We start from the raw sequence: 25,284 nt of genomic DNA on the forward strand, positions 1-25,284 counted from the left end.
GCATAATGAAATCTTGTGTGTGGAATGCATATCGAAGTTACTGTACGATGAATCGTTTAGAAAAGAAACCAATCAGCGGATCGGTCTACAGGTGGGGAGATAATGCAGCTAAACGCTACGTTATCGTGCAGCGTTTAGCTGTAATGGAGAACTTGTCCTTTATCCGCTGCTTTTTTGTTTGCGTTCCCGCAGCAAGAGATACAGGAAATAGGGCGCGCCAATTACGGCTGTCACGATGCCGGCGGGGATTTCGAGCGGCGGCTTCAGCCCCCGTCCGAGCGCATCGGCAAGGACGAGGATCAGGGCACCGATCATGGCTGCGCCGGGCAATAGATAGCGGTGGCGATTACCAAACAACCGCCGTGCCAGATGTGGTGCCAGCAGCCCTATAAAGCCGATGGAGCCGATGGCAGCGACACAGGAAGCAGCTAAGGCCACAGATACGGCCAGCAGTCCTGTGCGCATACGCTTCACGCTAAGTCCCAAACCAGCGGAGCTTTCCTCATCCAGACTCATAATATCCAGCTTGTGCTGTAGTGTATAGGCGAGAGGCAGCAATACAATTAACCATGGCAAAAGCCCATATACTTCATCCCAGCCTTTGCCCCACAAGCTTCCAGCTAGCCAAGTCAGCGTATCGCTGGCTTCGAGTGGATATTTGACCAGAATATAATCGGTCGCAGCCTGGAAGATAGCACCTACCGCCAGCCCGGTTAAGGCTAGCATATTAGGACGCATGCCTCCCCTCATCGAAAGCTGTACGAGCAGTAGTGCAGCTAACCCGGCACCGACAAAGGCAGCGACAGGCAGTAGCGCCACCGGGGATGAGGGGAGCAGCACGATGACGAGAACCGCAGCAAAGCCGGCTCCCTTGGATACACCCACCACATCCGGCGAAGCCAGTGGGTTGCGAATCATGCCTTGCAGTAGCACGCCGGCTACAGCAAGACCAGCACCGGCCATGATGGCCAGCAGGTCACGAGGCAGTCGATAATGGTGAACGATGAACCAGGAAGAGGCATTTCGGTTAGTCAGCGCCGTGATCAGCTCAGCGGGCGTAATGTAGGTGCTGCCCACGCCGATAGCTATAAAGGAAACACCCATCATTATCACGAGTAAAATCCACAGTTTTTTCATCGTGAAGCCCTCCCGTTCTTGTGCGCCAGGTATAAAAAGAAGGGCGCGCCCACCAGCGCAGTTACGATACCAACGGGCGATTCATAAGGAAAGGCAATAAATCGTCCAAGCACGTCCGCATATGTCAGCAGCAGAGCTCCGCAGATTGCAGACAGGGGGATGACCCGTTTGTAATTGTCGCCTGTAAATACCTTAATGATATTCGGCACCATCAGACCCACAAAGCCGATGGCCCCGGCTACCGCTACAGCAGAGCCTGCCAGCATAATAACTGAAACTGAGGCCAGCAAGCGGACAAGACGTACGTTTTGCCCCAGTCCCTGTGCGACCTCTGTACCGAGGCTAAGCACAGATAGCGAGGGGGCCAGCGCCAGTGCAAGGATCATACCGACGGCGAACCATGGCAGCACCAGACGCGTGTCGGCCCAAGTAGACCCGTCGATGGCTCCGGCGAGCCAATACAGTACATCGGATATTTGCTCGTTGAACACGAGCAGTCCCTGAGTGACAGAGGCCAGCAGCAGATGCACAGCCATCCCGGCAAGAGCCAGCTTGACTGGCGTCATGCCCGCCGTTCCGGCCAGCGCATATACGAAGGAGCCACCTGCGATCGCTCCGGCAAAAGCAAAATAAATGCTGCCGGACGACCCGATATTGGGCAGCAGCACGACCGACAGGACGACAGCCAGCGAAGCGCCAGAGCTGACCCCAAATACCTGTGGCGAAGCCAGCGGGTTGCGTGTGATGGCCTGCATCAGCGCTCCGGCCACGGCAAGCCCGGCGCCGACGATCAGACCAATGACGGCACGTGGCAGGCGTATCGTCAAGATAATGAGCTGATCCTTGGACGGATGCTCGGTGAATAGTGCAGTCAGCATGGTGGGGATGTCCATCCTGACTGGGCCAATCGCCACGCTCAGCAATAGTCCAGCCAGCAGCGCGAATAGAAGTGCAAAGAAGACCGGCTTATTTAGCCGGTCGCGTAAGGCTTGTCCGATCAACGGGAGCCGTCTCCTTTAGTTTGCGCGGGATACAGAAGCGAAATCGCTTGCTCCAGTATTTTCTCGGCAGAGCCGAGTCCACGGTACCGGGTCCACAGTGCCCGGTTTACTTCGTAAACTTCCCCTTTTTTCACGGCCGTAATGTTTTGCCATAACGGATTTTGCTTCCATTCTGCAAGCAGCTTCTCATCGGCTTCCACTAAGAAGATCACGTCCGGATCAGCTTGTGCAATCTGCTCCAGTGTCAGCTTGACTGTAGGCTCGCTTGTATTTTGAAGGGCATTGTGGATGCCTGCTTGCTCCAGCAGTTGTCCATCAAAAGATGAAGCGCCGTGAGCCGATAGTGAATCAGAACGAAATACCCCAAGCAATACGCTACGTGACTCACCAGCTTGGATGCCTTCTTTCAGCTTTGCCATTGTAGCTTTATGTGCTGCGAGAATTTGCTCACCCTTTTCCTTCTCACCCAACGCGTCAGCGATAACGCCGAAGGATGCCAGGTTTTGCTCATAAGAGGAATTGCGGCTCTTTAGAACAATGGTAGGAGCAATCTCACTTAGTTCTTTGTAAATGCTCTTATGACGGTTCAGATCAGCAATAATCAAATCGGGCTTCAAAGAGCTGATCGTTTCCAGGTTCGGCTGTTTGCGTGTGCCGACAGGTGTAAAGTCGATTCTTTTGCCAAGCAGCCCATCGATATCATCATCATTTTCCTGAGCTATGCCGACAGGCATCACGCCCAGTTGGGTAGCAGCATCGACAAAAGAGAATTCCAACGTCACGATTCTTTTGGGTTTGCCTGTAACTTTGGTTTCTCCCATCTCATGTTTGATCGTTCGAGTGTCGCCTGTGGTTTGAGGTGCTGCTGCGTTATTATTTTGTGACTGGCCTCCACATCCCGCCATAACGGCCGTCAGTAGTACCAGAATCGCTGCAAGCAGCACGCCTGTACGTAGTGGCTGTTTCGGTGTTGCCATATGTTGTCCCCCGTTCCAAATATGCTTACCAGAGAAACTGATAATCATTATCAATTAACTAACTGTTGACCATTCTAGCAACCGGGAAAGGGGACGTAAATAATGTGATCATTTAAACCGTTTTAGCCTATTATGAGAATTAAGTTCATTAAAATCACAAGCGAGATGAGAGGATGAAAGAGACCAGACGTATGAATTGGTGGTTTATGCATTTTCCTGCCGTCTGCGATAGATACGCTCCGGTCTGCCGACAGTTCCGTATACCTGATCGTGGTGAGCATCGCCACTTTCCACTAAATATTCCAGATACCTTCTGGCGGTAGATCGGCTCATACCTAGCTCAATTCCCACTGTACCCGTAGTTACCTCACCTCGTCGGTTCAGGAGATCAAGCACCTTTTCGCAAGTGACTTTATCAATGCCTTTGGCCCATAGCTCTCCTACTCCGTTACCCGTCATCCGACCCGTGCCCGCGCTTTGAAGCAGACGGTCAATTTCCGATTGCTCCACCGTAGAGTGTTCTTCTTGCCATGTTGTGACTTGGCGGCGAAAACGAGCATATTCCTCTAAGGTCGCCCGCAATCTCTCGAATACGAGCGGCTTTACGATAAAATCAAATACGCCTGCTCGAACCGCTTGTACCACAGTTTCAGCTTCTTTGGCGGCAGTCAGCATAATGACATCTGTAGCTGGATAGTGTTGCTTGATGAACGATAGTAGGGTTAGACCATTCGTATCGGGAAAATAAACATCCAGCACGGCTAAAGACGGTCGCAATACATCCAGTTGAAGCTTTGCCTCAAATTCGTTCGTTGCTATTGCACATACGGTGAACCCGTCCACCTTTTCAATAAATCGTCGGTTAATCTCCGCAATTCGCGGATCATCTTCAATAATAAGAACCTCAATGTCCGATAAAACCCGCTCATTCATGGCCGTGACCTCCTTTTACATCATGATTCGTATCTGTCTTAATTAAAGGAATGTATACTTCAAAAATGCTACCTCCACCAGGCCGTTCATGTACTTTTATGGAGCCACTCATTCGTTCGGTGTACTCCTGCACGAGAGCAAGGCCATATCCGTGTCCTTCCTCTGCTTTAGTTGATGCTCCCTTAACGAACAGTTTTTCCTGGATATCCTCCGAAATACCCGATCCATTATCCATAACTTCGACGACGATGGCTTCAGTCATTTCTTCAAGCCGGAACCAGACCTGTCCGTCAGGTATAGAACCTATTGCAACTGCTTCCATAGCATTGTCCAGCAGGTTTCCGGCAATGGTAGCAAGAAGCGACCACTCCAACGCAGGAGACGGGGTTGTAAATGCTCCTTTTATATATGAATGGAGTACAATCCCTTTTTCCAACGCCTGTTTTTTCTTGCTGATCAGCAGGCTGGCGATGATTGAATCGGGTGAAAGAGAAGACGAAACGGAACTATGTACACGATACTCTTCCGATTCCTGAGTAATAAAGTCCACTGCTTCGTCATAACACTCCAACTGAATCAGGCCGGATATGAGGTATAGCCGATTGGTATATTCATGTGTTTGTGATCGTAACACGTCCGCATAATCCTTGACCTCTGTCAACTGCCGCGTCATGCGAAGCAGCTCTGTTTTGTCACGCAGGCTGGCAACGGTGCCTAGCATTCGTCCGAATCGATCCTTGATCGGTACACGGCTGACGACTACGACTCGTTGTTGGATCTCAATTTCCTCATTGAATACGTTTTGTTCCTGATCCGGCTTCATGCTAGGATTCTTTTCGATAAAATCTGTAGCAAGTACATCTGCCAGCTGATATGCGGCGCCCGCCAAATGACGAAGCTCGCATCCATAGAGGCTAGTTTCCGGAGGAAGACCAAGCAAACGGACGGCTTGTGGATTGGCAAGTGTGACTTGTCCACTGCTATTAACCGCGATAATCCCTTCACCTATGGATTCGAGAATGGCTTGCTTTTCCTGATACAAACGTCCAATCTCCACTGGCTCCAGCCCATGCAGTTCGTGCCTTACCCGTCGTGCTATAACCAGACTTCCTAATATGCCGATCATTAGCGCGCCTACCATGAACCACAGCCATGTATATGTGTATGTACGAATATTTTGCGCCACATCTGTCATCAGGAAACCTACAGAAACGAGTCCGATAGCTCGGCCTTGTTCATCATAGACTGCGGTTTTGGCTCGCAGTGACGGTCCGAGAGAACCGGTGGATTCCGTAATAAAGGAATGTCCTTGTAGCACCTTATTATTCAGCGGGTCCATCATAGGCTGCCCGATGCGTTCCGGGTTAACATGCCATTGCCGAATGAGATGACGATCTGCAATCGTAATAAAATCAGCGCCGGTGCTGGCTTGGACAGGTTTCACTGCTTCGTTGATCCGAACACGTAATTGCGTCGTGTCGGTCTGTTCTAGAGCATCCCTGACCTGTGCATCTACCGCAAGCGTATTGGCCACAGTCAGTGCCCTTTTCCCAATCTCTTCGTACAAGGCGGAGGTAATCATATAACGCAAGGATAATCCCAACAGCCCGGTAACGACTAGCACTAAAAGGGATATGAATACCATTAATTTTGTCTGAAAACGCACATGCCTTCACCGCCATTAAACAAAATATAGGAGCAGTTGATCAGCGGATAAACACCCCAATATGAATCATTTTACTGTATTCCAGAAACGGCCGCACTTTTAATCTATCGAAAGAATGGTCTATAATAGAAATAGTTACATAATACGAGGAGGAAAATATTATGATTATTATTCATGCAGATATGAAAGTTTTACCAGAAAAGAGAGAGACCTTTTTGCAACAAACCCAAGGGTTGATCAGCGCATCACAAGCTGAAGAAGGCAATGTACGCTATACGTTAATGCAGGATTTGAATGATCCCAACGCATTTACGATGGTTGAAGAGTGGAAGGATGCTGCTGCTGTAGATTTCCATAACAAGTCTGCCCATTTCCAGGCATTTGTTGCTGCAGCTAAAGAATTGTTGGCTGCTCCGCTTGAAGTGAATGCTTTTCAGGATGCAACTAAACTGTAATCATCCCGTTGGATAATTTATAACTAGGAATAGGAGGAGATAGACATGGGGAACATTGCGGATACAGCTTTACTAAATAACGGAGTTCAGATGCCTTGGCTTGGTTTTGGTACGTACAAGGCGGAAGGCAATGAGGTCTACGAAGCAGTCAAAACAGCTATTGAGGTCGGTTATCGTCACATTGATACCGCGGCGATCTACGGCAATGAGGAACTGGTCGGACAAGCCATTCGTGACAGTGGAGCGGACAGAGACAATCTGTTTGTGACCACTAAGCTATGGAATCAAGATCAGGGCTACGATTCAACACTGCGTGCTTTCGAGGAAAGCCGCAAGCGGTTGGGCCTGGATATCATTGATCTGTACCTTATCCATTGGCCTGGCAAGGACAAGTACAAGGAAACTTGGAAGGCGTTCGAACGGCTGTATGAAGAAGGAAGCGTACGCGCGATTGGAGTAAGCAACTTCCAAATTCACCATCTCGAAGACCTCCTGAAAGACAGTAATATTGTACCTGTCATTAATCAGGTAGAGCTTCACCCGCGTCTGACTCAGCAGGAGCTGCATCAATACTGCCGGGAACACCAGATCCAGCTTGAATCGTGGAGTCCTCTGATGAAGGGGAAACTGACGGAGCAGCCAGATATCGTTGAGATTGCTGCCAAATACGGCAAAACGACTTCTCAGGTTATTTTGCGTTGGCATCTGGATCGGGGAATTGTGACGATTCCCAAATCGGTTACCGCGCATCGTATCCGTGAAAATGCCGATTTGTTCGATTTTGAACTGACAACTGAGGATATTAACCGAATTAATGGTCTTCATCTGGATGAGCGTGTGGGTACTCATCCCGATAAGCTGTTGTTCTAATTGAATATGTAGATGTACAAAGAACCTCCCATTCTGCGTTTATCGTGGTTTGGGAGGTTCCTTGTTTATCCCTACTGATGATTTATTTTGCGATGCAGTAGGAAGGAGTAGAGTACAGGAATGACGACGGATATAAACAGCCCGGTGAGAAAAATGGCGGTGCCCGCCACTCCATCGACCCATGCCGCTACCAAGCCCGAAGCACCACCGAACATCATCATAGGTCCGCCAAAACGGTGCGTTTTACGCCATACCTCCGGATTGGACAGAGTCCATGGCGTGCGGATACCGAAGGTATAGTTTGGCTGTACCTGAGTCATATAATTACCCAGCACCAGCAGCATCAGACCCAGCACTCCATAAAGGATCGTAAGCATCTGTAGCCGATAATTCAGGTTATACAGCAGCATTCCCCAACCGGCTATAGCGAGAATGAGCGAAGTGCCTACACGCGTAACCTCATAGGCTTTAGTAAATTTCTTGAAATTTGCTCTGTTGGGGTCCATGTAGCGGGATAGCCGAAGGAGCAAAGGCACCAGCCCCAATAGCACCAGCATGAGAATAGAACTGTTTTTACTCATATACCCGTCTGCGGTATTGTCCATGCTAAAATGAGAGGCCAGCACATCGGGAAGCCGGTTATACAGTAGTAAAGCGCCTATAGCAGGTGATAAGGCAAGCAAAGTCGTCAAAACATCCGTCAAGCTCCAACGTGTTCGGAACTTCATTCAGACCCCTCCGTATCCTTAATATCATTCGAAGTTGGTTTTACAGGGGCATCCGATTGGGCGATACTGAACATCCAGCCGATGACATCCGCCACAACTGTTGTATGCAAGGTGTAAATAATGCTTTGCCCCTGTCGCTCATCCAGCACAAGCCCCGCCTGCTTCAGCAAATTCAGATGGTGGGATATGCTGGGCTTGCTGATTTGAAAATGCTCAGCGACGTCGCCCGCGCTCATGCTTTTCTCTTTCAAAAGCTGCAATATTTTGCGCCGGGTCGGATCAGCCAAGGCTTTGAAGGCATCATTCAAAGTTTGCTCACTCCTTTAGATATTTAGATAATTCTCTAAATATCTAATCACATAGTAAAATAAAGCTATACTACATGTCAATGGAACAAGACATCATTTTAGAAAAAATTAACGAGGTCAATTATGTTTGTATAAAGCAGTGAAATGGGCTATAATCAAATTATACAAAAATAAGATTCTTAATTTAAAGTTAATTGGAGGAGGGAATAGATATGAAACACGTCTTTCGTAAAGGAAATGATCCGCAAGCTCCGGTTATTTTGCTGTTGCACGGTACCGGTGGGAATGAACAAGACTTGCTACCATTGGCTGATTTGGTTGCACCAGGCGCATCTGTGTTAGGTGTGAGAGGTAATGTGCTGGAAAATGGAATGCCGCGCTTCTTTCGCCGTTTGGCAGAAGGTGTGTTCGACATTGAGGATCTCGTATTTCGTACCAAAGAACTAAGCGAATTTGTTGATTCAGCTGCAGAGCAATATGATTTTGACCGTAACAACGTGGTGGCTCTGGGCTATTCCAATGGAGCCAACATAGCAGCCAGTATGCTCTTCCATGATGCAAAAGCGCTGCGTGGGGCCATTCTCCATCATGCTATGGTGCCATTGCGAGGGCTGGAACTGCCGGACTTGAACGGTGTCCCTGTATTTCTGTCTTCCGGTGAAAATGACCCGATTGTTCCAGCGGCGGAATCTCAGGAGCTGCAAGCCCTGCTGGAAGGGGCCGGAGCACAGGTAGAAGCCTACTTGGAACGCAATGGTCATCAATTGACTCGCACTGAAGCCGAAGCCGCAGGCCGATGGTTTGGAAAGCATTTTAATGTATAAAATAACTCGATAACGATCAAGCTACGGTTTAGCGCTCTAGTGAGCGATTCTATGATTAGGAGGCGTCAAACCGATGGCAAAACCGGATAATCGAGCAGATAATGTGGAGCATTTACAACAAAATATTCAGAATACATTGCAGAATCTTCATGAGGCTGAAGGATATCTAAACGAATTTTCCTCTGAAATCAGCAATGAGGAGCGTCAGCAGATCGAAGAAAAAAATAATCGTCGTAAACAAAGTATTAGATCATTTCGAGAAGAAGTGAAAGACGAAGCAGCACATTCGCAAGAGTAGTTAACATAGCGCGACCCAACTCCGAGTTTCAATTGGAGTTGGGTCGTTTTTTTATGCAGAAATCATCATATTCCCATCCAATTCATTTTCCCCCTATAATGCAATGAGATCTATTTTACACAAAAACGAATTTTTTTTGAATAATATTGTTGTAAACTAATTTGTATTGATGTTAAATAATAAAAGAAAGCGCAATCATTTACGAATTAGGATTTCATCATGCGAAGGGGGAAGGATATGCTGCTGCGAAGAAAAAGCATGGCTTTGATGCTTATGGCGGTGGTTTTGATGGCTGGACTGCTGCAAGGTTGTTCTTTCAAGACTGATGAAAAGGATGGGCCGGGAACAGAACTTGTATTATGGACATTCAATGAACTGCATGAGAAGTTTTTTCTGCAAATGGCTGACCAATGGAACCAACAGCACCCTGATGAATTGATTAATTTGAAAGCGAATACATTTCCTTATGACAACCACCACAGCAAGCTCTCGATTGCGTTGCAATCAGGGGTGGGAGCGCCGGATATCGCGGATATTGAGGTCAACAAAATTGGTAATTTCCTCAAAGGAATACCGCAATTGGTCCCGCTCAATCCGGTGATTGACCCTGAGATCAATAACATTGTGCCTTCCAGAGTACAGATTTACGGCAAAGACGGTAAGTATTACGGCATTGACTTTCACGTTGGAGCCGAAGTGATGTATTACAATAAAGAGATTATGGATCAGGCGGGGGTAGACCCGGATTCCATCGTTACCTGGGCAGACTACGCTGCTGCTGGCAAGCAAGTGCTGGCCAAAACGGGCAAGCCGATGGCGACCTTGGAGACCAATGACCTGTGGAGCTACTGGCCGATGATCTCCCAGCAAAATTCAGATTTTTTGGATGACAAGGGCGAATTGACACTGGATAACGAAACCAATATTAAAACACTTGAGTTTCTCCAACAGATGATAAAAGACAAAATCGCTATTCCCGCACCGGGCGGCGGGCATCATATGGAGGAATACTACGGGTTTATGAACAAAGGCGGGGCCGCTTCAGTGTGGATGCCGATGTGGTATATGGGACGTTTTACGGATTACATGCCTGACTTGAAAGGAAAAGTCATCATTAGACCGATGCCGGCGTGGGAAAAAGGCGGCTATCGCTCAGCAGGTATGGGCGGGACCGGAACGGTAGTCACGAACCAATCGAAGCACCAGGATTTGGCGATGCGTTTTCTAGCCTTTGCCAAGCTGTCCAAGCAAGGGAATGTGGAGATTTGGAAGCAACTAGGGTTTGATCCCATCCGCAGTGAAGTGTGGACTATGCCGGAAGCCAAAGCCAAAAATAAATTTACGGATTATTTCGGAACGAATATTTTTGATACGCTGATCGAAGTAAAAGATGAAATCAATGCGGTGCATATTGGACCGAAAACGCCTGACATCGCCAGTGCTGTACGTAATAAAATACTTTATCGGACACTACAGAGTGGCGAAGATCCAGCCACGGTGCTGCATGAGCTAGCAGATGAACTGAGATAGACCCCAACAGGAAAGGGAGTGAGATTCATGGCAACGCCCGTTCATACGAACGCTAATGTACCGACAGGTCAGCCGCCAAAAACTCAGCGTCCGACCAGAAGCCAATGGAGCCGCTTTATTCATTCCAGTCGTACGGCACCGTATGTATTTGTCCTTCCATTTTTACTGTCCTTTGCGCTGTTTTTTGCGTATCCGGTCATCTCGACGGTCATTATGAGCTTCCAGGAAGTCCTGCCAGGGATAACAACTTACGTTGGCCTGGAAAATTATAAGGATTTAATGAATCCTACATTTGGAAAAGCAATTTTGAACAGCGTCCTGTACACGCTGCTTACACTGGTCGTGTTGATTCCTCTGCCACTGGTACTGGCGGTATTGCTAAATTCGCCTAAAATGCCGGGTAGAGGGCTGTTTCGCTCCGTAATGTTTATACCCGCACTCACCTCAGTGGTGGTAGCAGGAACAATCTTCCGACTCATGTTCGGGGAATTGGACGGCTCGCTGATGAACTCCCTGTTGGGGATATTCGGTCTTGAGCCTTACAAATGGCTAATGAATGCGAACACCGGCTTTTTAGCGTTGATCGTGCTGGCCTTATGGAGATGGCTGGGGGTAAACATGCTGTACTACATGTCGGGGTTACAGAACATTCCTCCCGAGTTGTATGAAGCTGCTCAGATCGATGGGGCCAGCCGCTTTGATTCATTTTGGCGGATTACGATTCCTATGCTAAAACCCGTGACAATCTACGTATTTACGATCAGTATTTATGCCGGATTGTCCATGTTCACCGAGAGCTATATGCTGTGGAACGGAAACAACTCTCCGAATGATATTGGATTGACGATCGTTGGCTATCTCTATCGCCAAGGTCTGGAACAGAACAGCATGGGCTTTGGAGCAGCGGTGGGTATTGTATTGCTCGTATTCACATTAGTACTGAACCTGATCCAGCTCAAATTTTTTGGCATGTTTCGGAAGGAGGATTAAGCGATGGCTCAGAAACAAAAAGGCCCGTTATCTGCATTTCTCGTTGTCCTGTTCATTCTGTTTGCCGGGTTCGCCCTGTTTCCGCTATTTGCCGTGACGCTTGCCTCATTCAAGCCATCAACGGAGTTGCTGCGCTACGGCTTGAATCTCAAGCTGGAGTGGGCCATCATGTCCTTAAAAAACTATGCGTTCATCTTTCAGGGGACGACGGATTATTTTCAATGGTACTGGAATAGTCTTGTCATTACCGTCTTGTTTACGGTGTTATGTCTGATATTGTCCGCGATGGTCGGGTATGGCCTGGAGATGTATCGTTTTAGACTGAAAAATGTGATTTTTACACTGGTGTTGGTCGTGATGATGATCCCGGTAGAAATTATTATGCTGCCACTTTACAAACTCATGATCGGTATGAAGCTGATCAATACGGTATGGGGTGTGATTTTGCCATTTGTCGTCGCACCGATTCCGATCTTTTTCTTCCGTCAATATTTAAGCGGGGTACCCAAGGACTTTATGGATGCTGCACGGGTTGACGGCTGTTCAGAGTATGGTATTTTTGTGCGGATTATGATGCCTCTGATGGCACCTGCCTTTGCGGCAATGGCTATTTTACAAGCTATGAACAGTTGGAATAACTTCCTGTGGCCGATGATCGTATTGCGTACTAACGACATGCTGACACTGCCAATCGGTCTGTCCAGTCTGCTGACGCCATATGGCAACAATTATGATGTGCTGATTGCCGGTTCAGTCCTGGCTATTTTGCCGATTCTCGTCGTGTTTCTGTTCTTCCAGCGTTACTTTATTGAAGGGATGACTGCAGGCGGGGTGAAAGGATAATCATTGCGGTGCTGAATGAGTCGACTGAATACAAGAAATGTATAGAGTCAGGAAGGGCGGGCCGGGCATTGTCTCGGCCTGTTTTTTTATGAACTCAATGATTTTCATTCTCATTTTCATGACTATCAACTGCACAAGCTATAGGTAAACGTGGTATGATGTTTGAAAGATTTCAAATACAGCACTTTGCATAATTCGATTCCTAACGCTCAAAAGTTTAATATATAGACGAACTAAACCGATTCGATCTATATATTACTGATTTGAAATCGCTCTTGGGATTTATGCAAAATGCTCAATACAGAAATATTCAGGCGGAGCGTGGAGAACCTATGGAACCAACAGAAACCCAGAAAACTGAGCCGGCCACAGCGTCAACCGTTGGCATGGAGGATATTGTACGGGCGCATCATATGCTGCGTGAGGTGATTGTTCGTACACCTTTACAGAGGGATGCCGTCCTATCGGCCAAATATAACTGTAATGTGTATCTGAAACGAGAGGATCTCCAAGTTGTGCGGTCCTTTAAAATCCGTGGAGCTTACAACATGATCCGCAGCCTAACTCCTGAGCAAATGGAAAAAGGGATCGTGTGCGCGAGTGCGGGTAATCATGCGCAAGGTGTGGCTTTTTCATGTAATGCGCTTGGCATCCACGGTAAAATATTTATGCCGAGCACAACGCCCAATCAGAAGGTGAAGCAGGTACGTCGCTTTGGCGGAGACAGTGTAGAGGTCATTTTGACCGGAGATACGTTTGACGATGCTTATGACGAGGCCATGAAGGTATGCAACGAACAGGAAATGACCTTTATCCATCCGTTCGATCAACCGAAAATTATTGCGGGCAATGGCACGATTGCGATGGAAGTGATGGAGAGCCTGGATACACCTGCGGACTATATGTTCGTGACGATTGGCGGCGGCGGTTTGGCGGCAGGCGTAGGCACATATGTTAAAACTGTGAATCCGACCACCAAAGTAATCGGTGTAGAACCCCTGGGCGCAGCATCGATGACGGAAGCGATGCGTTTGAACAAGGTCGTTACACTGGAGCACATAGACAAGTTTGTTGACGGGGCTGCGGTGAAGCGAGTAGGTCAGTTAACATATGACATTTGTAAACATACCTTGGATGATATTGTGAAGGTACCGGAAGGCAAGGCATGTACAGCGATTCTGGCGCTGTATAATGAAAATGCGATTGTTGTGGAGCCCGCGGGTTCGCTGCCTGTAGCAGCACTTGATCTGTATCGTGAGCAGATTCAAGGCAAAACAGTAGTCTGTATCGTTAGTGGTGGCAATAACGACATTGATCGTATGCAGGAGATTAAGGAACGCTCCCTGATTTATGAAGGACTAAAACATTATTTCATGGTTAATTTCCCGCAAAGAGCAGGGGCACTGCGTGAGTTTCTTCAGGATGTGCTTGGACCGGACGATGACATCACAAGGTTTGAGTATACGAAAAAGAATGATAAGGAAAACGGCCCGGCGCTGGTCGGCATTGAGTTGTTCCACAAGGAGGACTATCTTCCTTTAATTGAACGAATGAATCGCAAGGGGATTCAATATACGGAATTGAACAAAAATGAGAATCTGTTTAATATGCTAATCTAAAAAGGAGCCTATGGGCTCTTTTTTTTGTATGTGCAATGTTATTGTAAAAAGAAAATAAACCATTAGACTGGGAACGGCATTAAGCTACCGGGCAGGATAGCTGGTTCGCGAAAAATAATAATGACTACTGTTAGGCGCAATAAGGTACGCCTATTTTTAATCTAGGGTAAGGAAAACTACTGTATTACATTTTTGCTTTTAAAATCATGGAATTTTCGTGAAAATAAAAGTATTTTCCTCTTAATTCACTTCATCCCCCTTTAATCATCCATGTAAAAAAGTGTTTTATTTATATAAGCTTATACGGAAGCGAAAGCTTTTTTAAGCGGCAAAAAATAAATAAAGGAGATTTTTTTCGTGAACTTAAACACTGCTCTTATAAGAAAAGGCGGTGCAAATGTGTCGTCTTCCAAACGTCTCCCATGGGTCGGGTTGCTGGCTTTAGCCATGGCGGGATTCATCTGCATTCTTACGGAAAGCTTGCCTGCTGGATTACTGCCGCAAATTGCACAGGATCTAGGGGTCACAGAAGCTCTTGCCGGACAATTGGTTACTCTCTATGCGGTTGGATCTCTTCTAGCCGCCATTCCTTTGACAACGGCTACCCGTGGGTGGAGGCGCCGACCGCTTCTGCTGCTGTGCATCATCGGCTTTCTTGTATTTAACACCATCACCGCGTTATCTTCCGTTTATGTGCTGACGCTTGTCGCGCGTTTCTTCGCAGGTATCTCAGCAGGTGTTCTGTGGGGGATGACGGCCGGTTATGCGCGGCGCATGGTGCCTGATTCGCTGAAAGGAAGAGCGATGGCCGTAGCCATGGTCGGCACCCCGCTGGCATTGGCGCTGGGCGTTCCACTTGGTACTTTTTTCGGAACATATACTGGGTGGCGTCTCATTTTCGGAGCTGTATCATTACTGACTGCAGCCCTTATTGGCTGGGTGCTCTGGAAGGTGCCGGATTATGCAGGTGAGCCTGCCGGTGATCAACTCCCTTTTCACAAGGTTTTCCTGATTCCCGGTGTACGGACGATTCTGTTTGTCGTTTTGGCATGGGTACTAGCTCATAATATTTTGTACACTTATATTGCACCGTATCTTGCGGAAACCGCGTTTGCTCAGCGAGTGGATTTGGTTCTTCTTATTTTCGGAATTACCTCGGTAGTCGGCATTTGGGTGATAGGCATGCTGATTGACCGTTTTCTAAGAATGCTGGTTTTAATCAGCATCACAGGATTTGCTGTGGCTTCTGCAGCCTTAGGAATAGGAATAAATCAACCTGAAATCATCATTCTTGGTGTTACAGCGTGGGGGCTTACGTTTGGCGGGGCAGCCACTTTACTACAAACAGCAATAGCACAAGCTGGGGGAAAAAGCGCAGATATAGCCCAATCGATGCTGGTTACTGCATGGAATGTGGCAATCGGCGGAGGAGGCATTATCGGCGGGCTTCTTCTCGAACTGCTTGGAGCCGGATTTCTTCCGGGCTCATTAATCATCCTGCTGCTTCCCTCTTTGCTTGCAGTTTGGCTAGCTAAAAAGCATGGCTTTCCTTCCTAAAGAAATCCATGAGTATGTGTAACATAAGCAAAAAAATGAATCCGCTGCATGGCGGATTCATTTTTTTGGGATTAGAGAATTACATCTTATGCAAGCAAATTCGTTTCTCCAATGAAATTTTTATAAGCGATCGGTGAAGACATTACGATCAGAGTCGTATAGGTTCCGTATTGATCGCACCGGTTTTCAAACTCTTCCAGCTCCTGGGTTGTTTCCGTAAGGACCTTCAATAAATAATTATGCTCTCCGCTTATCCGGTAACATTCCGTTACCTCCGGTGATGAACGACAAAAATCAAGGAAAGGATAGCAATTCCGGGTCCGAACAAGCATATAGGCTGTGCATTGCTTACCCACTTTTTGCGAAGAAATGACGGTTCGGTATTCCTCGATAACCCCCTTTTCTTCCATGCGTTTTACACGTTCCGTTACGGCTGGCTGAGACAGTCCCACCAGCTTTCCTAAATCTGTCATTGATAATCTCGCTTGGTTCTGCAAATGGAGCAGGATATTTTTATCGATTTCGTCCAAAAAAATCGACTCCTTTGTTTTAAAAGTTATTTCTTTCAAATACCTTTAGAATCATCGAAAATTTCTTTATTTAACTTGTTTGTTTTATGCAAGACGGAAGAAATTATTTATATAATAAACACACTTGCTATAAATAATCAAGTAAATTACAGCAGGAGAGGATGAGAAGCATGAGAAAAATAGATCTGGAATTGCTGCATAAAAGCGTCAATGAGGTAATTGACCACACACTTGAGGAAAAAAGGATTGTGGGTACCGTTGTCCAAATTGCATTAGGCGGAAACCTTGTTTACAACAGACCTGCTGGTTGGGCCAACCGTGAGCAGAAACGACCGATGCAGGAGAATGCTTTGTTTAGATATGCTTCGGTAACCAAGCCGATCGTGTCAACGGCAGCCTTAGTATTAATTTCGCAAGGGAGATTGCAGTTAAACGATCTGGTGGAAAAATGGTTGCCCGCCTTTCGTCCCAAACTGCCAAACGGAAAATATGCCTCCATGACCGTTCACCATCTGATGACCCATACCGCCGGCTTAACCTACCGTTTCTTCCAGGAAGAAAAGGGAACTTATGAGCTTGCCGGGGTATCGGACGGCATGGATCTGGCGGGAATTACACTTGAAGAGAATCTGCAAAGACTCGCTTCTGTCCCACTTCTATATGAGCCGGGGAAAATGTGGAGGTATTCCATAGCAACAGACGTGCTCGGAGCGGTCATCGAAAAGGTTACAGGAATGCCGCTAAGTGAAGCTGTACGGTTGCTTGTAACTCATCCGCTTTCCATGATGGACACGGATTTCAAGGCCGTGGATACGGACAGATTGACCACGGCTTACGCAGACAGCGCTGGAGAGCCCCGGCGCTTGCAGGATTTTGATACCGTTCCTTTCGTGGAGGGGACGGCAGGATTCCTCCTTTCGCCTAACAGATTTACCGATAAGACAGCTTATCCTTCCGGAGGAGCCGGCATGATTGGCAGCGCAGGAGACTTTCTTAAACTGCTGGAAGCTTTGCGGCAGGGAGGAAATCCGATTCTGCCTCAGGCTCTTGTCGCAGAAATGACAACCAATCAAATTGGTAACCTTGTGATGCCCTATTGGCCGGGGAGAGGCTTTGGACTTGGTTTCACGCTGCTTAAAGACCCAGCGGATGCCAATACACCGGAATCGCCGGGAACATGGCGGATGGGCGGTACCTATGGTCACTCCTGGTTTGTTGATCCGAGTGAGGAGCTTAGTGTTGTAGCGTTCACCAATACAGCACTTGAAGGAATGTCAGGCAGGTTTACAACGGAGCTGTGCGAATCTGTCTACAAGGGTATTCGAGGAGTTAAGTAAAGAGTAAAAACGTTATCTTGAACAAATATTCGGAATCAACAATTCCAGCTAGAACTATATTTTCTTCATACAGTTATGCGTAGTTTATGAATTTCTTTTTATTTGAAATAAAGCGTTTACAAAACTGAAGTTAATAGGTTAATATATGTGTAACTTCATAAGCGAAAACGCTAACGTAATAGACGTATCACCAGATTTCTCATTATAAGATACTTATTCGGAGGTGCGAAAGAATGTTGAAAGCATGGAAAAAATCAGTACAGGGTAAATTCGCCCGAACAGCGTTTGCTGCCGTAACTTCGGCTGCTTTGTTGCTGTCCGTGGTGCCGTCCACATCGGCCGAGCATTGGGCGTTAACAGGCGATGTGGCAGTACATGATCCGTCCATCACGAAGGAAGGCAATGCATGGTATATTTTCTCGACAGGGCAGGGGATACAGGTTCAAAGATCGGATGACGGACGCAATTTTTACAGATTGCCGCAAATCTTCTTGTCGCCGCCATCATGGTGGAAATCGTATGTACCTAAACAAACCCCAAATGATGTGTGGGCACCGGATGCTCAAAAGTACAATGGACGTGTGTGGGTGTACTATTCCATTTCTACTTTCGGGTCGCGCACTTCGGCCATTGGCTTGACTTCAGCAACAAGCATTGGTGCAGGAAGCTGGAGAGATGATGGACTAGTGCTGCGCACGACGGATTCTGACGATTATAATGCGATTGACCCGAATCTGATCATTGACGCTTCCGGTAACCCGTGGCTTTCCTTCGGTTCATGGAATACGGGCTTGAAAGTGACTCGACTGGATAAAAATACGATGAAGCCTACGGGTCAGATTTATTCTATTGCTAGACGTACAGCTGGTGGTTTGGAAGCACCGCATGTTACATACCGCAACGGCTATTATTATCTGTTTGCTTCCATTGATAACTGCTGCAAAGGCGTGAACAGTAATTACAAAATCGTTTATGGCCGCTCCACCAGTATTACCGGGCCGTATGTGGACAAGAGCGGAAAAAGCATGATGGACGGCGGGGGAACGATATTGGATGCGGGGAATGATCGCTGGAAGGGACCGGGCGGACAATCTGTCTATAACAACAGTGTGATTGCGCGTCATGCCTATGATGCCACCGATGGCGGAAATCCAAAGCTGCTGATTAGTGATTTGAAATGGGATTCAGCAGGCTGGCCTACGTATTAAATAGCGGATTACTTGAAATCATTCACAGCGATCTCACATAGGTATATCTAAAAACTGTTCCTCCTAATGGGGGAACAGTTTTTGGCTTGCAATGTCATAGAAACATGCTATTATGTATCAAGTTGATAATCATTATCATTGACGTTATCGTAATGAGAGCCATGGTGGCTTTCAGGTATGGAGGGAGTGACCTCACCGAATGCAGTCTAAAGACAGCATGGACAAACATACAGCTTCGACAGAGAGGACCGCACCTGAAGTAGCCTCTGTAGTCTGTCCGGTGCTCCGAGCGGGTAGGATTCGGCAGGCGTTGTTGTTCACAGCTTCTGCTGTATTATTGGCCTTGGCCATATTCGCTGCCATTTCTTTTGGAGCCAAAGACCTGACCGTAAGCACGGTATGGTCGGCAGTATTCCACTATGATCGTTCGCTGATGACACACAGGATCATTCATGAGCTGCGATTGCCGCGTGTACTCGGTGCAGCTATCATTGGGGCTGCCCTGGCGGTTGCAGGCTCCCTGATACAAGGCATTACACGCAATCCGTTGGGGGATACAGGTGTGCTGGGCATTAACGCAGGAGCGATGTTTGTAGTTGCAGTGAGTTTTGCTTTTTTCCCCGATCTACCTTATGGGACGTTAATTATATTGTCGTTCCTGGGGGCACTGATGAGTACCTTACTGGTATTCGGGCTGGGGGCATCCGCGCCGGGAGGACTGACACCCATGAGACTAACGGTGTCTGGAGCTGTGACAGCAGCCTTGTTAGGTTCCATGACTTCGGGAATTGCGATTTATTTTGATCTAAGTCAGGATCTAGCCTTCTGGTATGCGGGTGGTGTTGCCGGAATCAAATGGTCGCAGCTTAAGATTCTTGCGCCGATTTTGCTTATTGTGATCGCTTGGTCTATGGGGCTCGCACGCTCCATTTCATTGATTTCAATGGGCGATGAGGTAGCATTGAACCTGGGACTAAATCTCAGGCGTATCCGGCTGTTGGGGTTGCTGACTGTGGTGGTCCTGGCTGGGCTATCCGTATCGGCTGCCGGGGCCATCGGCTTTGTAGGCTTGGTCGTTCCACATATTGCTCGCAAGCTGATCGGTGTGGATTATCGCCAGATCGTACCATTGTCTGCATTATTGGGAGCCGTGCTGCTAGTGCTGGCTGATTTGGGAGCGAGAATGGCGAATCCACCGGAGGAGCTAGCTATTGGAATTATGGTGTCTTTTATCGGAGTACCTTTTTTCCTCTTTCTCGCTCGTAAGGAAAGGAGGGAATTATAGTGAGTCGCTCTCTAGGGACAGGGGATACAAGAACGATCAAGGCTTGGCTCGTTTGCTTCGTATTGGTGGGAATCAGCTTTGCTGTCCTTGTGCTGGGTTTGAATACCGGAACGATTCGTATTCCACCGCTACGCGTGCTAGATACACTGTTTGGCGGCGGGAGCGGACGTGATCATATGGTCCTGTTTGAATACCGTCTGCCGCGGATTGTTGTAACAGTGCTGGCTGGAGCGGGACTAGGTGCAGCCGGGGCAGTCATGCAGGGCTTATCGCGAAACGCACTCGCAGATCCGGGAGTGCTGGGCCTTCATGCGGGGGCTGCGTTGGGCCTGGTGATGTATGTTAGCTTTTTTCGCGATCTGGAAGGATCAGTAGCCTTGTTCATTCCCTTGTTTACCTTTGCAGGAGGTGTCGTTGCGGCGGTACTGATTGTTATGTTGTCCTATAGTGGCAGCAGAGGAATCGTGCCTGTGCGATTGATTCTGTCCGGTATCGGTGTAGCCTCAGGGCTCAGCGCCATAACGCTGTATTGGTCGTTGCGGCTGGATGAGGATACGTACGCATTTACCGCACGTTGGTTGGCTGGCAGCGTATGGGGACGGGACTGGATACATGCAGTGGCTTTACTACCGTGGATTGTCATTATGCTGCCCTACGTTCTATCTCAGACACGTAGCCTGAATAATCTGTCGCTGGGTGATGAGACCGCAGCTGGAATTGGTACAAGTGTGAAGCGCCAGCGCTTGATATTGCTTGGCGCAGCAGTGGCTCTATCGAGCGCCAGCGTATCCATGGCCGGAGGCATCGGTTTTATTGGGCTGATTGCGCCTCATCTGGCTCGCCGTCTGGTTGGACCGATGTATCAGCATTTGCTGCCAGTAGCCGCTTTGGTCGGGGTCGTTATTCTGGTCACAGCAGATACGATTGGTCGTTCGGTATTTCAGCCGAATGCGATTCCAGCAGGTGTAGTGGTTGCTGTGGTAGGAGCTCCGTATTTTTTATTCTTGTTGTCCCGAACCAAATGACAATAGGATTAGGTTACATATGAAATCTAAAGCTGCACATGATGCAGCGTGCGGAACAACAACGAAGTAGAAGTTTTGACGATTTAACATTATAAAATAGAGCTTCTATAGTATAGGAGAGAATATTCATGAGAAAAAATAGATTTGAGGGTTCAGGGCTTAAACGTTCATGGGTAGCCCTGTCTCTTGTGGCATGCATGATCATGCTGTCCGCTTGTGGACAAGCAGCAGACAAACAGGCTAGCGATACGAAAGCGGACGATAGTGCCCAAACCACCATTAGTACGGATTCGCGTATTGCCTCAATGTCTATTCATTTGACAAATAATCTTCTGGCATTGGGCATTACTCCAGCAGGTTCAGTTATTGGTGGAGATGTGAAGGATTTTCTGCCCCATGTAAAAGATCGTCTTCAAAATACTCGTAAGCTGGGAGTTGTCACAGACCCTGATATGGAAGCGGTACTGGAGCTTCAACCTGATCATATCTTCCTCGACAAAAAATATTCGGGAACTGATGTGGCCAAGTTTGAAAAAATTGCACCAACCGAGGTTTTTGATTTGGATGAAGGTACATGGAAAGATCAATTGAAAAAAATAGCTGCTATGGTTAAACATGAAGCACAGGCAGACACTTTTCTAAAAGATTATGATACACAGAGGGAACGGGTCAAAAAGCTCATTCATTCCAAAATCGGAGACGGGACTGTCATGGCTGTACGTGTCACAGCGAAAGAAGTTCGTGTCATGGGGATGAAGCGTCCAGTAGGACCGTTATTGTATCAGGACTTAGGCTTGAAGCCAGCCAAAGGTGTGGAAAAGATCAACAAGGCCTACCAGGTTGTATCCCAAGAGGTTTTGCCGGATTATAATGCCGATGCCATCCTGGTGATTATTAGTAAAGGTACGGATGCGCAAAAGGTATACAAGCAGCTGGAGGGGAATACAGTATGGCAAGGACTTAAGGCTGTGAAGCAAGGTCATGTCTACATGCTGGACGGACAGCCTTGGCTGGACTATTCCGCGATGGGGCACAAAATTGCATTGGATAATGCAGAACAACTATTTTCCAAATAAATGCTAAAGTACAGCAAGCCGTATTTCCCATGCATCTTCTTGCAGGTGGGGATACGGTTTTTCTGACGATCCCAAGCTTCAAGTGAGATAGCTGATTGCAAATAAAAAGGAGCTGCTACGATTCCGTTATGAGGCAGCTCCAGCACTGTGAGAATTGCGAGGTTATGAATGTTTTTTACGCAAAAAAATCGGTTTGAGTCCAATAAAGCCAATAGCCGCAAACACTAAATTCATCCATGGTGAGATTTTGAATACCGGCAGCACACTGCGCAGCGCAAGTCCGGCGACAAGAATGACAACAACCAGTACTACATACATCAAGATGGATTTGAAATTCATTTGGGGCTTCACGGGAGCATGGTCTGGTTGTTGTGTCTCCTCACCTTCTTCCGGACGATCCATGAAATTCATCAGTGCTTCAACCAGCAGAATGGCACCTGCGGCGATGATGATGAGGGTGGAAAGGCTAATTTTTTCAAAAGGTTTGATATCCCCGTCTGTAAATGTGATAAACCAACCGATAATCGCCTGTGTCAAGAAAAACATGGACAAGGCAACCCATGCAATAAGCGTATAATTTTTTGCTTTATTCATTGCTTCCTCCTGCTTTATGATCGTATTCCAAACTGATGGAATCGCCATTTTGTAACAAAGACAGTATACGTGAGGAAACGCCGGATGGCAAAAGGCTTATCCATTATGTATATTACCGCCGCATTCTCCTCAAACTGGATACAGGGTGAGCGCATGGAGCAACCTGAATATAAAACGTTGAGAGGATGTGGCATCATGGAACTGGAGAACCAGGCAGATTATTCGGTCCAAAAACGACTGACAGGTGCTCCGAACGGGAACAGTGGGGGAGCCTTGCTTGCAAACGTGAGTCACCGGAGCGTTCAAGGGACATCTCCAACGTACCGTATATTGGACGATACTGAATTGGCTGAGGACACAGAATTTGCAGGTGAACTGGGTGAACAGAGCTACCGCAGCCTGTGGCATGAGGATCAAAATAACGGCGCCTCTTGTAAACTGGAGTGGGAGGGACGAGTCGAAACCCACCAAATGTTCAGGCACAGCTACGAATAGCAAGTCGTCTACTTTAATGTAGAGATTGCACTCTAATAAGCGAGTAGTATGGCGTTCTCCGACAAGCATTGGGGAGCGCCATTTCTTTACTTCCATATCGGTATGAACTGACAGGTTGACAAGGAAGCAGGGCGATGATAGACTGACTTTACTATAAAACTTATTAAACTTATCGGAATTAAAGTGAATGAATATTCTGGATGGATATTCCACGTTACTATATGAGCTTGAATGATGAAATGCTGTAATGAAGCTTGAAACAGGGGGAATCAGGATGGAACGGCAAATTGGAATTCGTTTTGAAAATGAGGAACTGGCCGCTACAATTCATTATCCAAACCGTACAAATGAGGGAGAGCGTCAAAGACGTGTTCCACTCGTTGTCATTTGCCACGGTTTTGTGGGCAATCGAATCGGAGTCGATCGATTATTTGTCAAGACTGCGCGTGAACTGGCTGAAGGGGGGTATTTTGTACTGCGCTTTGATTTTGCCGGTTGTGGAGAAAGCACTGGTGAATACGGCAAGCAGGGGCTCGAATCCATGATCAATCAGACACGCACCGTGTTGGATTACGCCGTGAATTGCGCGGACATTGACCCGACCAAGGTGACGCTGATCGGTCACAGTCTGGGGGGCGCAGTTGCCCTTCTCACAGCCGTTCGGGACAAGAGAGTACAGAACCTGGTCCTTTGGTCAGCTGTCGGTTATCCGTTCAACGACATTGTCAAAATTACGGAGCGAAGCGTATACGACGAATCTGTTAAAACCGGTCATGCAGACTACCTGGGCTATAAGTTCACACCAGCTTATTTTGAGTCATTAGCTCAATTCCAACCGTTCCAGGAGGCCGTTAAATTTAACGGTGATGTGCTCGTTATTCATGGCACCTCGGATGATATTATTCCTGTGGATTATGCGTTTCTGTTTCAAAAGGTATTCTGGATGCGTCCAGAAGGACGCTGTGATAAGGAAATTATTTTTCAGGGAGATCACACTTTCTCATCAGGTAAAGAGCGGCAACAGCTGATTGACCGCACACTGGAATGGCTGGATGAACAAGAAAATATTCAACGGGATTGGCAGCACTGGATGATCTGATTTCAGGGTGTAACGGTTTGTATTGGAAATTGTGCCTCCGCCGGAGTAAAATGAAAGAGTAACACTATACTGGCGTGTGGAGGTTGGCAGCGATGACATTACCCTCAATTTTTGTTGCGCATGGTTCACCGACACTGGCTGTAGAAAATAACGCATATACCAGTTTTCTTGCAAAGCTGGGCGCGAGCCTGCCCCGACCCAAAGGAATTGTCATTTTTTCCGCGCATTGGGATAGCCCCGATCAATGTATCGGCGCGGATGATCAGCATGCAGCGTTGCACGATTTCTACGGCTTTCCTGAAGAAATGTACACTCTTGATTACCCTGCACCAGGCGATCCAAAGCTGTATGAGGAGATAGGGCATCTGTTCAGTCAGCATAACCTGTTCCACCAGCCGGTTCGGAACCGGGGACTGGATCATGGAGCATGGGTGGTTTTGCGGCATATATATCCTGATGCGGACATACCGGTCGTACCCTTATCCATTGATTCACGGCGCGATCCTCAGGAGCAATACGAGATTGGACGGATGCTGGCGCCACTGCGTGATCAAGGGATTTTGATCCTCGGTAGTGGAGGCTTGGTCCACAACTTGCGGACACTCAAGCAGACGAGTGAGCCAGCCGATTGGGCCGTTCAATATGATGACTGGATCGCACAGCAGCTTCAAGACTGGAATTTGCGTCATCTGTTCCAATATGACAAGAAGGCTCCGTATGCCAAGCAGGCGGTTCCTTCGTATGGAATAGAGCATTTTTCACCTTTGTTTTACGTGATGGGAGCTGCCGATCATGATCGCTCCGCGCGTAAGCTTTTTCAGTCGTATGTCCTTGGCTCATTGAGTCTCAATTGTTGGGCTTTTGGTCAAGAAAGTGATCTGTAAATGTAAGAATAAGAA

The 25,284-nt window shown here is 47.5% G+C and carries 26 protein-coding genes; 17 read left to right on the forward strand and 9 right to left on the reverse strand.

Annotated features, from left to right (window positions below; genetic code table 11):
• Positions 1-159 precede the first annotated feature (159 nt).
• From ACUC6J_RS04295 to ACUC6J_RS04315, 5 genes are all read right to left on the reverse strand, one after another.
• Positions 160-1,137: a FecCD family ABC transporter permease gene (locus tag ACUC6J_RS04295; RefSeq protein WP_447249802.1), complete on the reverse strand. Its 978-nt coding sequence runs from the start codon at positions 1,135-1,137 to the stop codon at positions 160-162.
• Positions 1,134-2,138 (reverse strand): FecCD family ABC transporter permease, encoded by a 1,005-nt coding sequence (locus tag ACUC6J_RS04300; RefSeq protein WP_017426180.1) that lies wholly within the window; start codon positions 2,136-2,138, stop codon positions 1,134-1,136. Before ACUC6J_RS04300 ends, ACUC6J_RS04295 begins: the two co-directional genes overlap by 4 nt.
• Positions 2,135-3,115: an ABC transporter substrate-binding protein gene (locus tag ACUC6J_RS04305; protein ID WP_016819783.1), complete on the reverse strand. Its 981-nt coding sequence runs from the start codon at positions 3,113-3,115 to the stop codon at positions 2,135-2,137. Before ACUC6J_RS04305 ends, ACUC6J_RS04300 begins: the two co-directional genes overlap by 4 nt.
• Positions 3,116-3,319: 204 nt before the next feature.
• On the reverse strand, positions 3,320-4,048 hold the full coding sequence (locus ACUC6J_RS04310) for a response regulator (protein ID WP_031462898.1): 729 nt from the start codon (positions 4,046-4,048) through the stop codon (positions 3,320-3,322).
• Entirely contained in the window at positions 4,041-5,714 is a 1,674-nt protein-coding gene (locus ACUC6J_RS04315) for an ATP-binding protein (protein ID WP_447249803.1), read from the reverse strand. Before ACUC6J_RS04315 ends, ACUC6J_RS04310 begins: the two co-directional genes overlap by 8 nt.
• Before the next feature lie 161 nt (positions 5,715-5,875).
• Between ACUC6J_RS04315 and ACUC6J_RS04320 the strand changes: the two genes are divergently transcribed.
• A complete protein-coding gene (locus tag ACUC6J_RS04320) occupies positions 5,876-6,169 on the forward strand; it encodes a putative quinol monooxygenase (RefSeq protein WP_017426184.1) in 294 nt (97 codons plus the stop codon).
• Positions 6,170-6,214: 45 nt separating this feature from the next.
• Positions 6,215-7,039, forward strand: a complete 825-nt coding sequence (locus tag ACUC6J_RS04325; protein WP_107735072.1) for an aldo/keto reductase — start codon at positions 6,215-6,217, stop codon at positions 7,037-7,039.
• Between the two features lie 71 nt (positions 7,040-7,110).
• On the opposite strand, the gene ACUC6J_RS04330 is transcribed toward ACUC6J_RS04325, so the two are convergent.
• Together ACUC6J_RS04330 and ACUC6J_RS04335 are read right to left on the reverse strand one after the other, a co-directional pair.
• Positions 7,111-7,767: an SdpI family protein gene (locus ACUC6J_RS04330; protein ID WP_113050611.1), complete on the reverse strand. Its 657-nt coding sequence runs from the start codon at positions 7,765-7,767 to the stop codon at positions 7,111-7,113.
• Positions 7,764-8,075: an autorepressor SdpR family transcription factor gene (locus tag ACUC6J_RS04335; RefSeq protein ID WP_016819789.1), complete on the reverse strand. Its 312-nt coding sequence runs from the start codon at positions 8,073-8,075 to the stop codon at positions 7,764-7,766. The genes ACUC6J_RS04330 and ACUC6J_RS04335 overlap by 4 nt, the downstream gene beginning before the upstream one ends.
• A gap of 212 nt (positions 8,076-8,287) precedes the next feature.
• Here ACUC6J_RS04335 and ACUC6J_RS04340 point away from each other — a divergent pair, with 212 nt between their 5' ends.
• From ACUC6J_RS04340 to ACUC6J_RS04370, 7 genes are all read left to right on the forward strand, one after another.
• Complete coding sequence (locus tag ACUC6J_RS04340; protein WP_017426187.1) at positions 8,288-8,899, forward strand: alpha/beta hydrolase; 612 nt, start codon at positions 8,288-8,290, stop codon at positions 8,897-8,899.
• Between the two features lie 73 nt (positions 8,900-8,972).
• A complete protein-coding gene (gene tlp / locus ACUC6J_RS04345) occupies positions 8,973-9,197 on the forward strand; it encodes a small acid-soluble spore protein Tlp (RefSeq protein WP_016819791.1) in 225 nt (74 codons plus the stop codon).
• Positions 9,198-9,434: 237 nt separating this feature from the next.
• Positions 9,435-10,727, forward strand: a complete 1,293-nt coding sequence (locus ACUC6J_RS04350) for an ABC transporter substrate-binding protein (protein WP_016819792.1) — start codon at positions 9,435-9,437, stop codon at positions 10,725-10,727.
• A gap of 27 nt (positions 10,728-10,754) precedes the next feature.
• Positions 10,755-11,717 (forward strand): carbohydrate ABC transporter permease, encoded by a 963-nt coding sequence (locus ACUC6J_RS04355; RefSeq protein ID WP_016819793.1) that lies wholly within the window; start codon positions 10,755-10,757, stop codon positions 11,715-11,717.
• A 3-nt stretch (positions 11,718-11,720) separates the two neighbouring features.
• Complete coding sequence (locus tag ACUC6J_RS04360) at positions 11,721-12,560, forward strand: carbohydrate ABC transporter permease (RefSeq protein ID WP_013369500.1); 840 nt, start codon at positions 11,721-11,723, stop codon at positions 12,558-12,560.
• A gap of 332 nt (positions 12,561-12,892) precedes the next feature.
• Entirely contained in the window at positions 12,893-14,179 is a 1,287-nt protein-coding gene (gene ilvA, locus ACUC6J_RS04365; RefSeq protein ID WP_103042191.1) for a threonine ammonia-lyase IlvA, read from the forward strand.
• Between the two features lie 357 nt (positions 14,180-14,536).
• Positions 14,537-15,736: an MFS transporter gene (locus tag ACUC6J_RS04370; protein WP_031462903.1), complete on the forward strand. Its 1,200-nt coding sequence runs from the start codon at positions 14,537-14,539 to the stop codon at positions 15,734-15,736.
• Positions 15,737-15,822: 86 nt separating this feature from the next.
• Here ACUC6J_RS04370 and ACUC6J_RS04375 read toward each other — a convergent pair whose 3' ends face one another.
• On the reverse strand, positions 15,823-16,266 hold the full coding sequence (locus ACUC6J_RS04375) for an Lrp/AsnC family transcriptional regulator (protein WP_017426192.1): 444 nt from the start codon (positions 16,264-16,266) through the stop codon (positions 15,823-15,825).
• A 170-nt stretch (positions 16,267-16,436) separates the two neighbouring features.
• On the opposite strand from ACUC6J_RS04375, the gene ACUC6J_RS04380 reads away from it, so the two are divergent.
• From ACUC6J_RS04380 to ACUC6J_RS04400, 5 genes are all read left to right on the forward strand, one after another.
• Positions 16,437-17,603, forward strand: coding sequence for a serine hydrolase domain-containing protein (locus ACUC6J_RS04380; RefSeq protein WP_103042192.1), 1,167 nt, complete (start codon positions 16,437-16,439; stop codon positions 17,601-17,603).
• Positions 17,604-17,836: 233 nt separating this feature from the next.
• Positions 17,837-18,811, forward strand: coding sequence for a glycoside hydrolase family 43 protein (locus tag ACUC6J_RS04385; RefSeq protein ID WP_045244207.1), 975 nt, complete (start codon positions 17,837-17,839; stop codon positions 18,809-18,811).
• A gap of 217 nt (positions 18,812-19,028) precedes the next feature.
• Positions 19,029-20,096 carry a FecCD family ABC transporter permease gene (locus ACUC6J_RS04390; protein ID WP_447250283.1) on the forward strand — a complete coding sequence of 356 codons (1,068 nt, stop codon included), beginning with the start codon at positions 19,029-19,031 and terminating at the stop codon, positions 20,094-20,096.
• Positions 20,096-21,121: a FecCD family ABC transporter permease gene (locus ACUC6J_RS04395; RefSeq protein WP_447249804.1), complete on the forward strand. Its 1,026-nt coding sequence runs from the start codon at positions 20,096-20,098 to the stop codon at positions 21,119-21,121. Before ACUC6J_RS04390 ends, ACUC6J_RS04395 begins: the two co-directional genes overlap by 1 nt.
• Positions 21,122-21,249: 128 nt before the next feature.
• The gene (locus ACUC6J_RS04400; protein ID WP_165082800.1) at positions 21,250-22,197 is read left to right on the forward strand and encodes an ABC transporter substrate-binding protein; all 948 of its coding nucleotides are present in this window, start codon (positions 21,250-21,252) and stop codon (positions 22,195-22,197) included.
• A gap of 162 nt (positions 22,198-22,359) precedes the next feature.
• Here the strand turns inward: ACUC6J_RS04400 and ACUC6J_RS04405 are convergent, their stop codons facing one another.
• Positions 22,360-22,791, reverse strand: a complete 432-nt coding sequence (locus ACUC6J_RS04405; protein ID WP_447249805.1) for a hypothetical protein — start codon at positions 22,789-22,791, stop codon at positions 22,360-22,362.
• Positions 22,792-22,986: 195 nt separating this feature from the next.
• On the opposite strand from ACUC6J_RS04405, the gene ACUC6J_RS04410 reads away from it, so the two are divergent.
• From ACUC6J_RS04410 to ACUC6J_RS04420, 3 genes are all read left to right on the forward strand, one after another.
• Entirely contained in the window at positions 22,987-23,286 is a 300-nt protein-coding gene (locus tag ACUC6J_RS04410) for a hypothetical protein (RefSeq protein WP_025364061.1), read from the forward strand.
• A gap of 274 nt (positions 23,287-23,560) precedes the next feature.
• Positions 23,561-24,385: an alpha/beta hydrolase gene (locus tag ACUC6J_RS04415; RefSeq protein ID WP_016819801.1), complete on the forward strand. Its 825-nt coding sequence runs from the start codon at positions 23,561-23,563 to the stop codon at positions 24,383-24,385.
• A gap of 92 nt (positions 24,386-24,477) precedes the next feature.
• Entirely contained in the window at positions 24,478-25,269 is a 792-nt protein-coding gene (locus ACUC6J_RS04420) for a dioxygenase family protein (protein WP_045244204.1), read from the forward strand.
• The last annotated feature ends 15 nt before the right edge of the window (positions 25,270-25,284 follow it).

The sequence above is a fragment of the Paenibacillus sp. JJ1683 genome, from assembly GCF_053006485.1.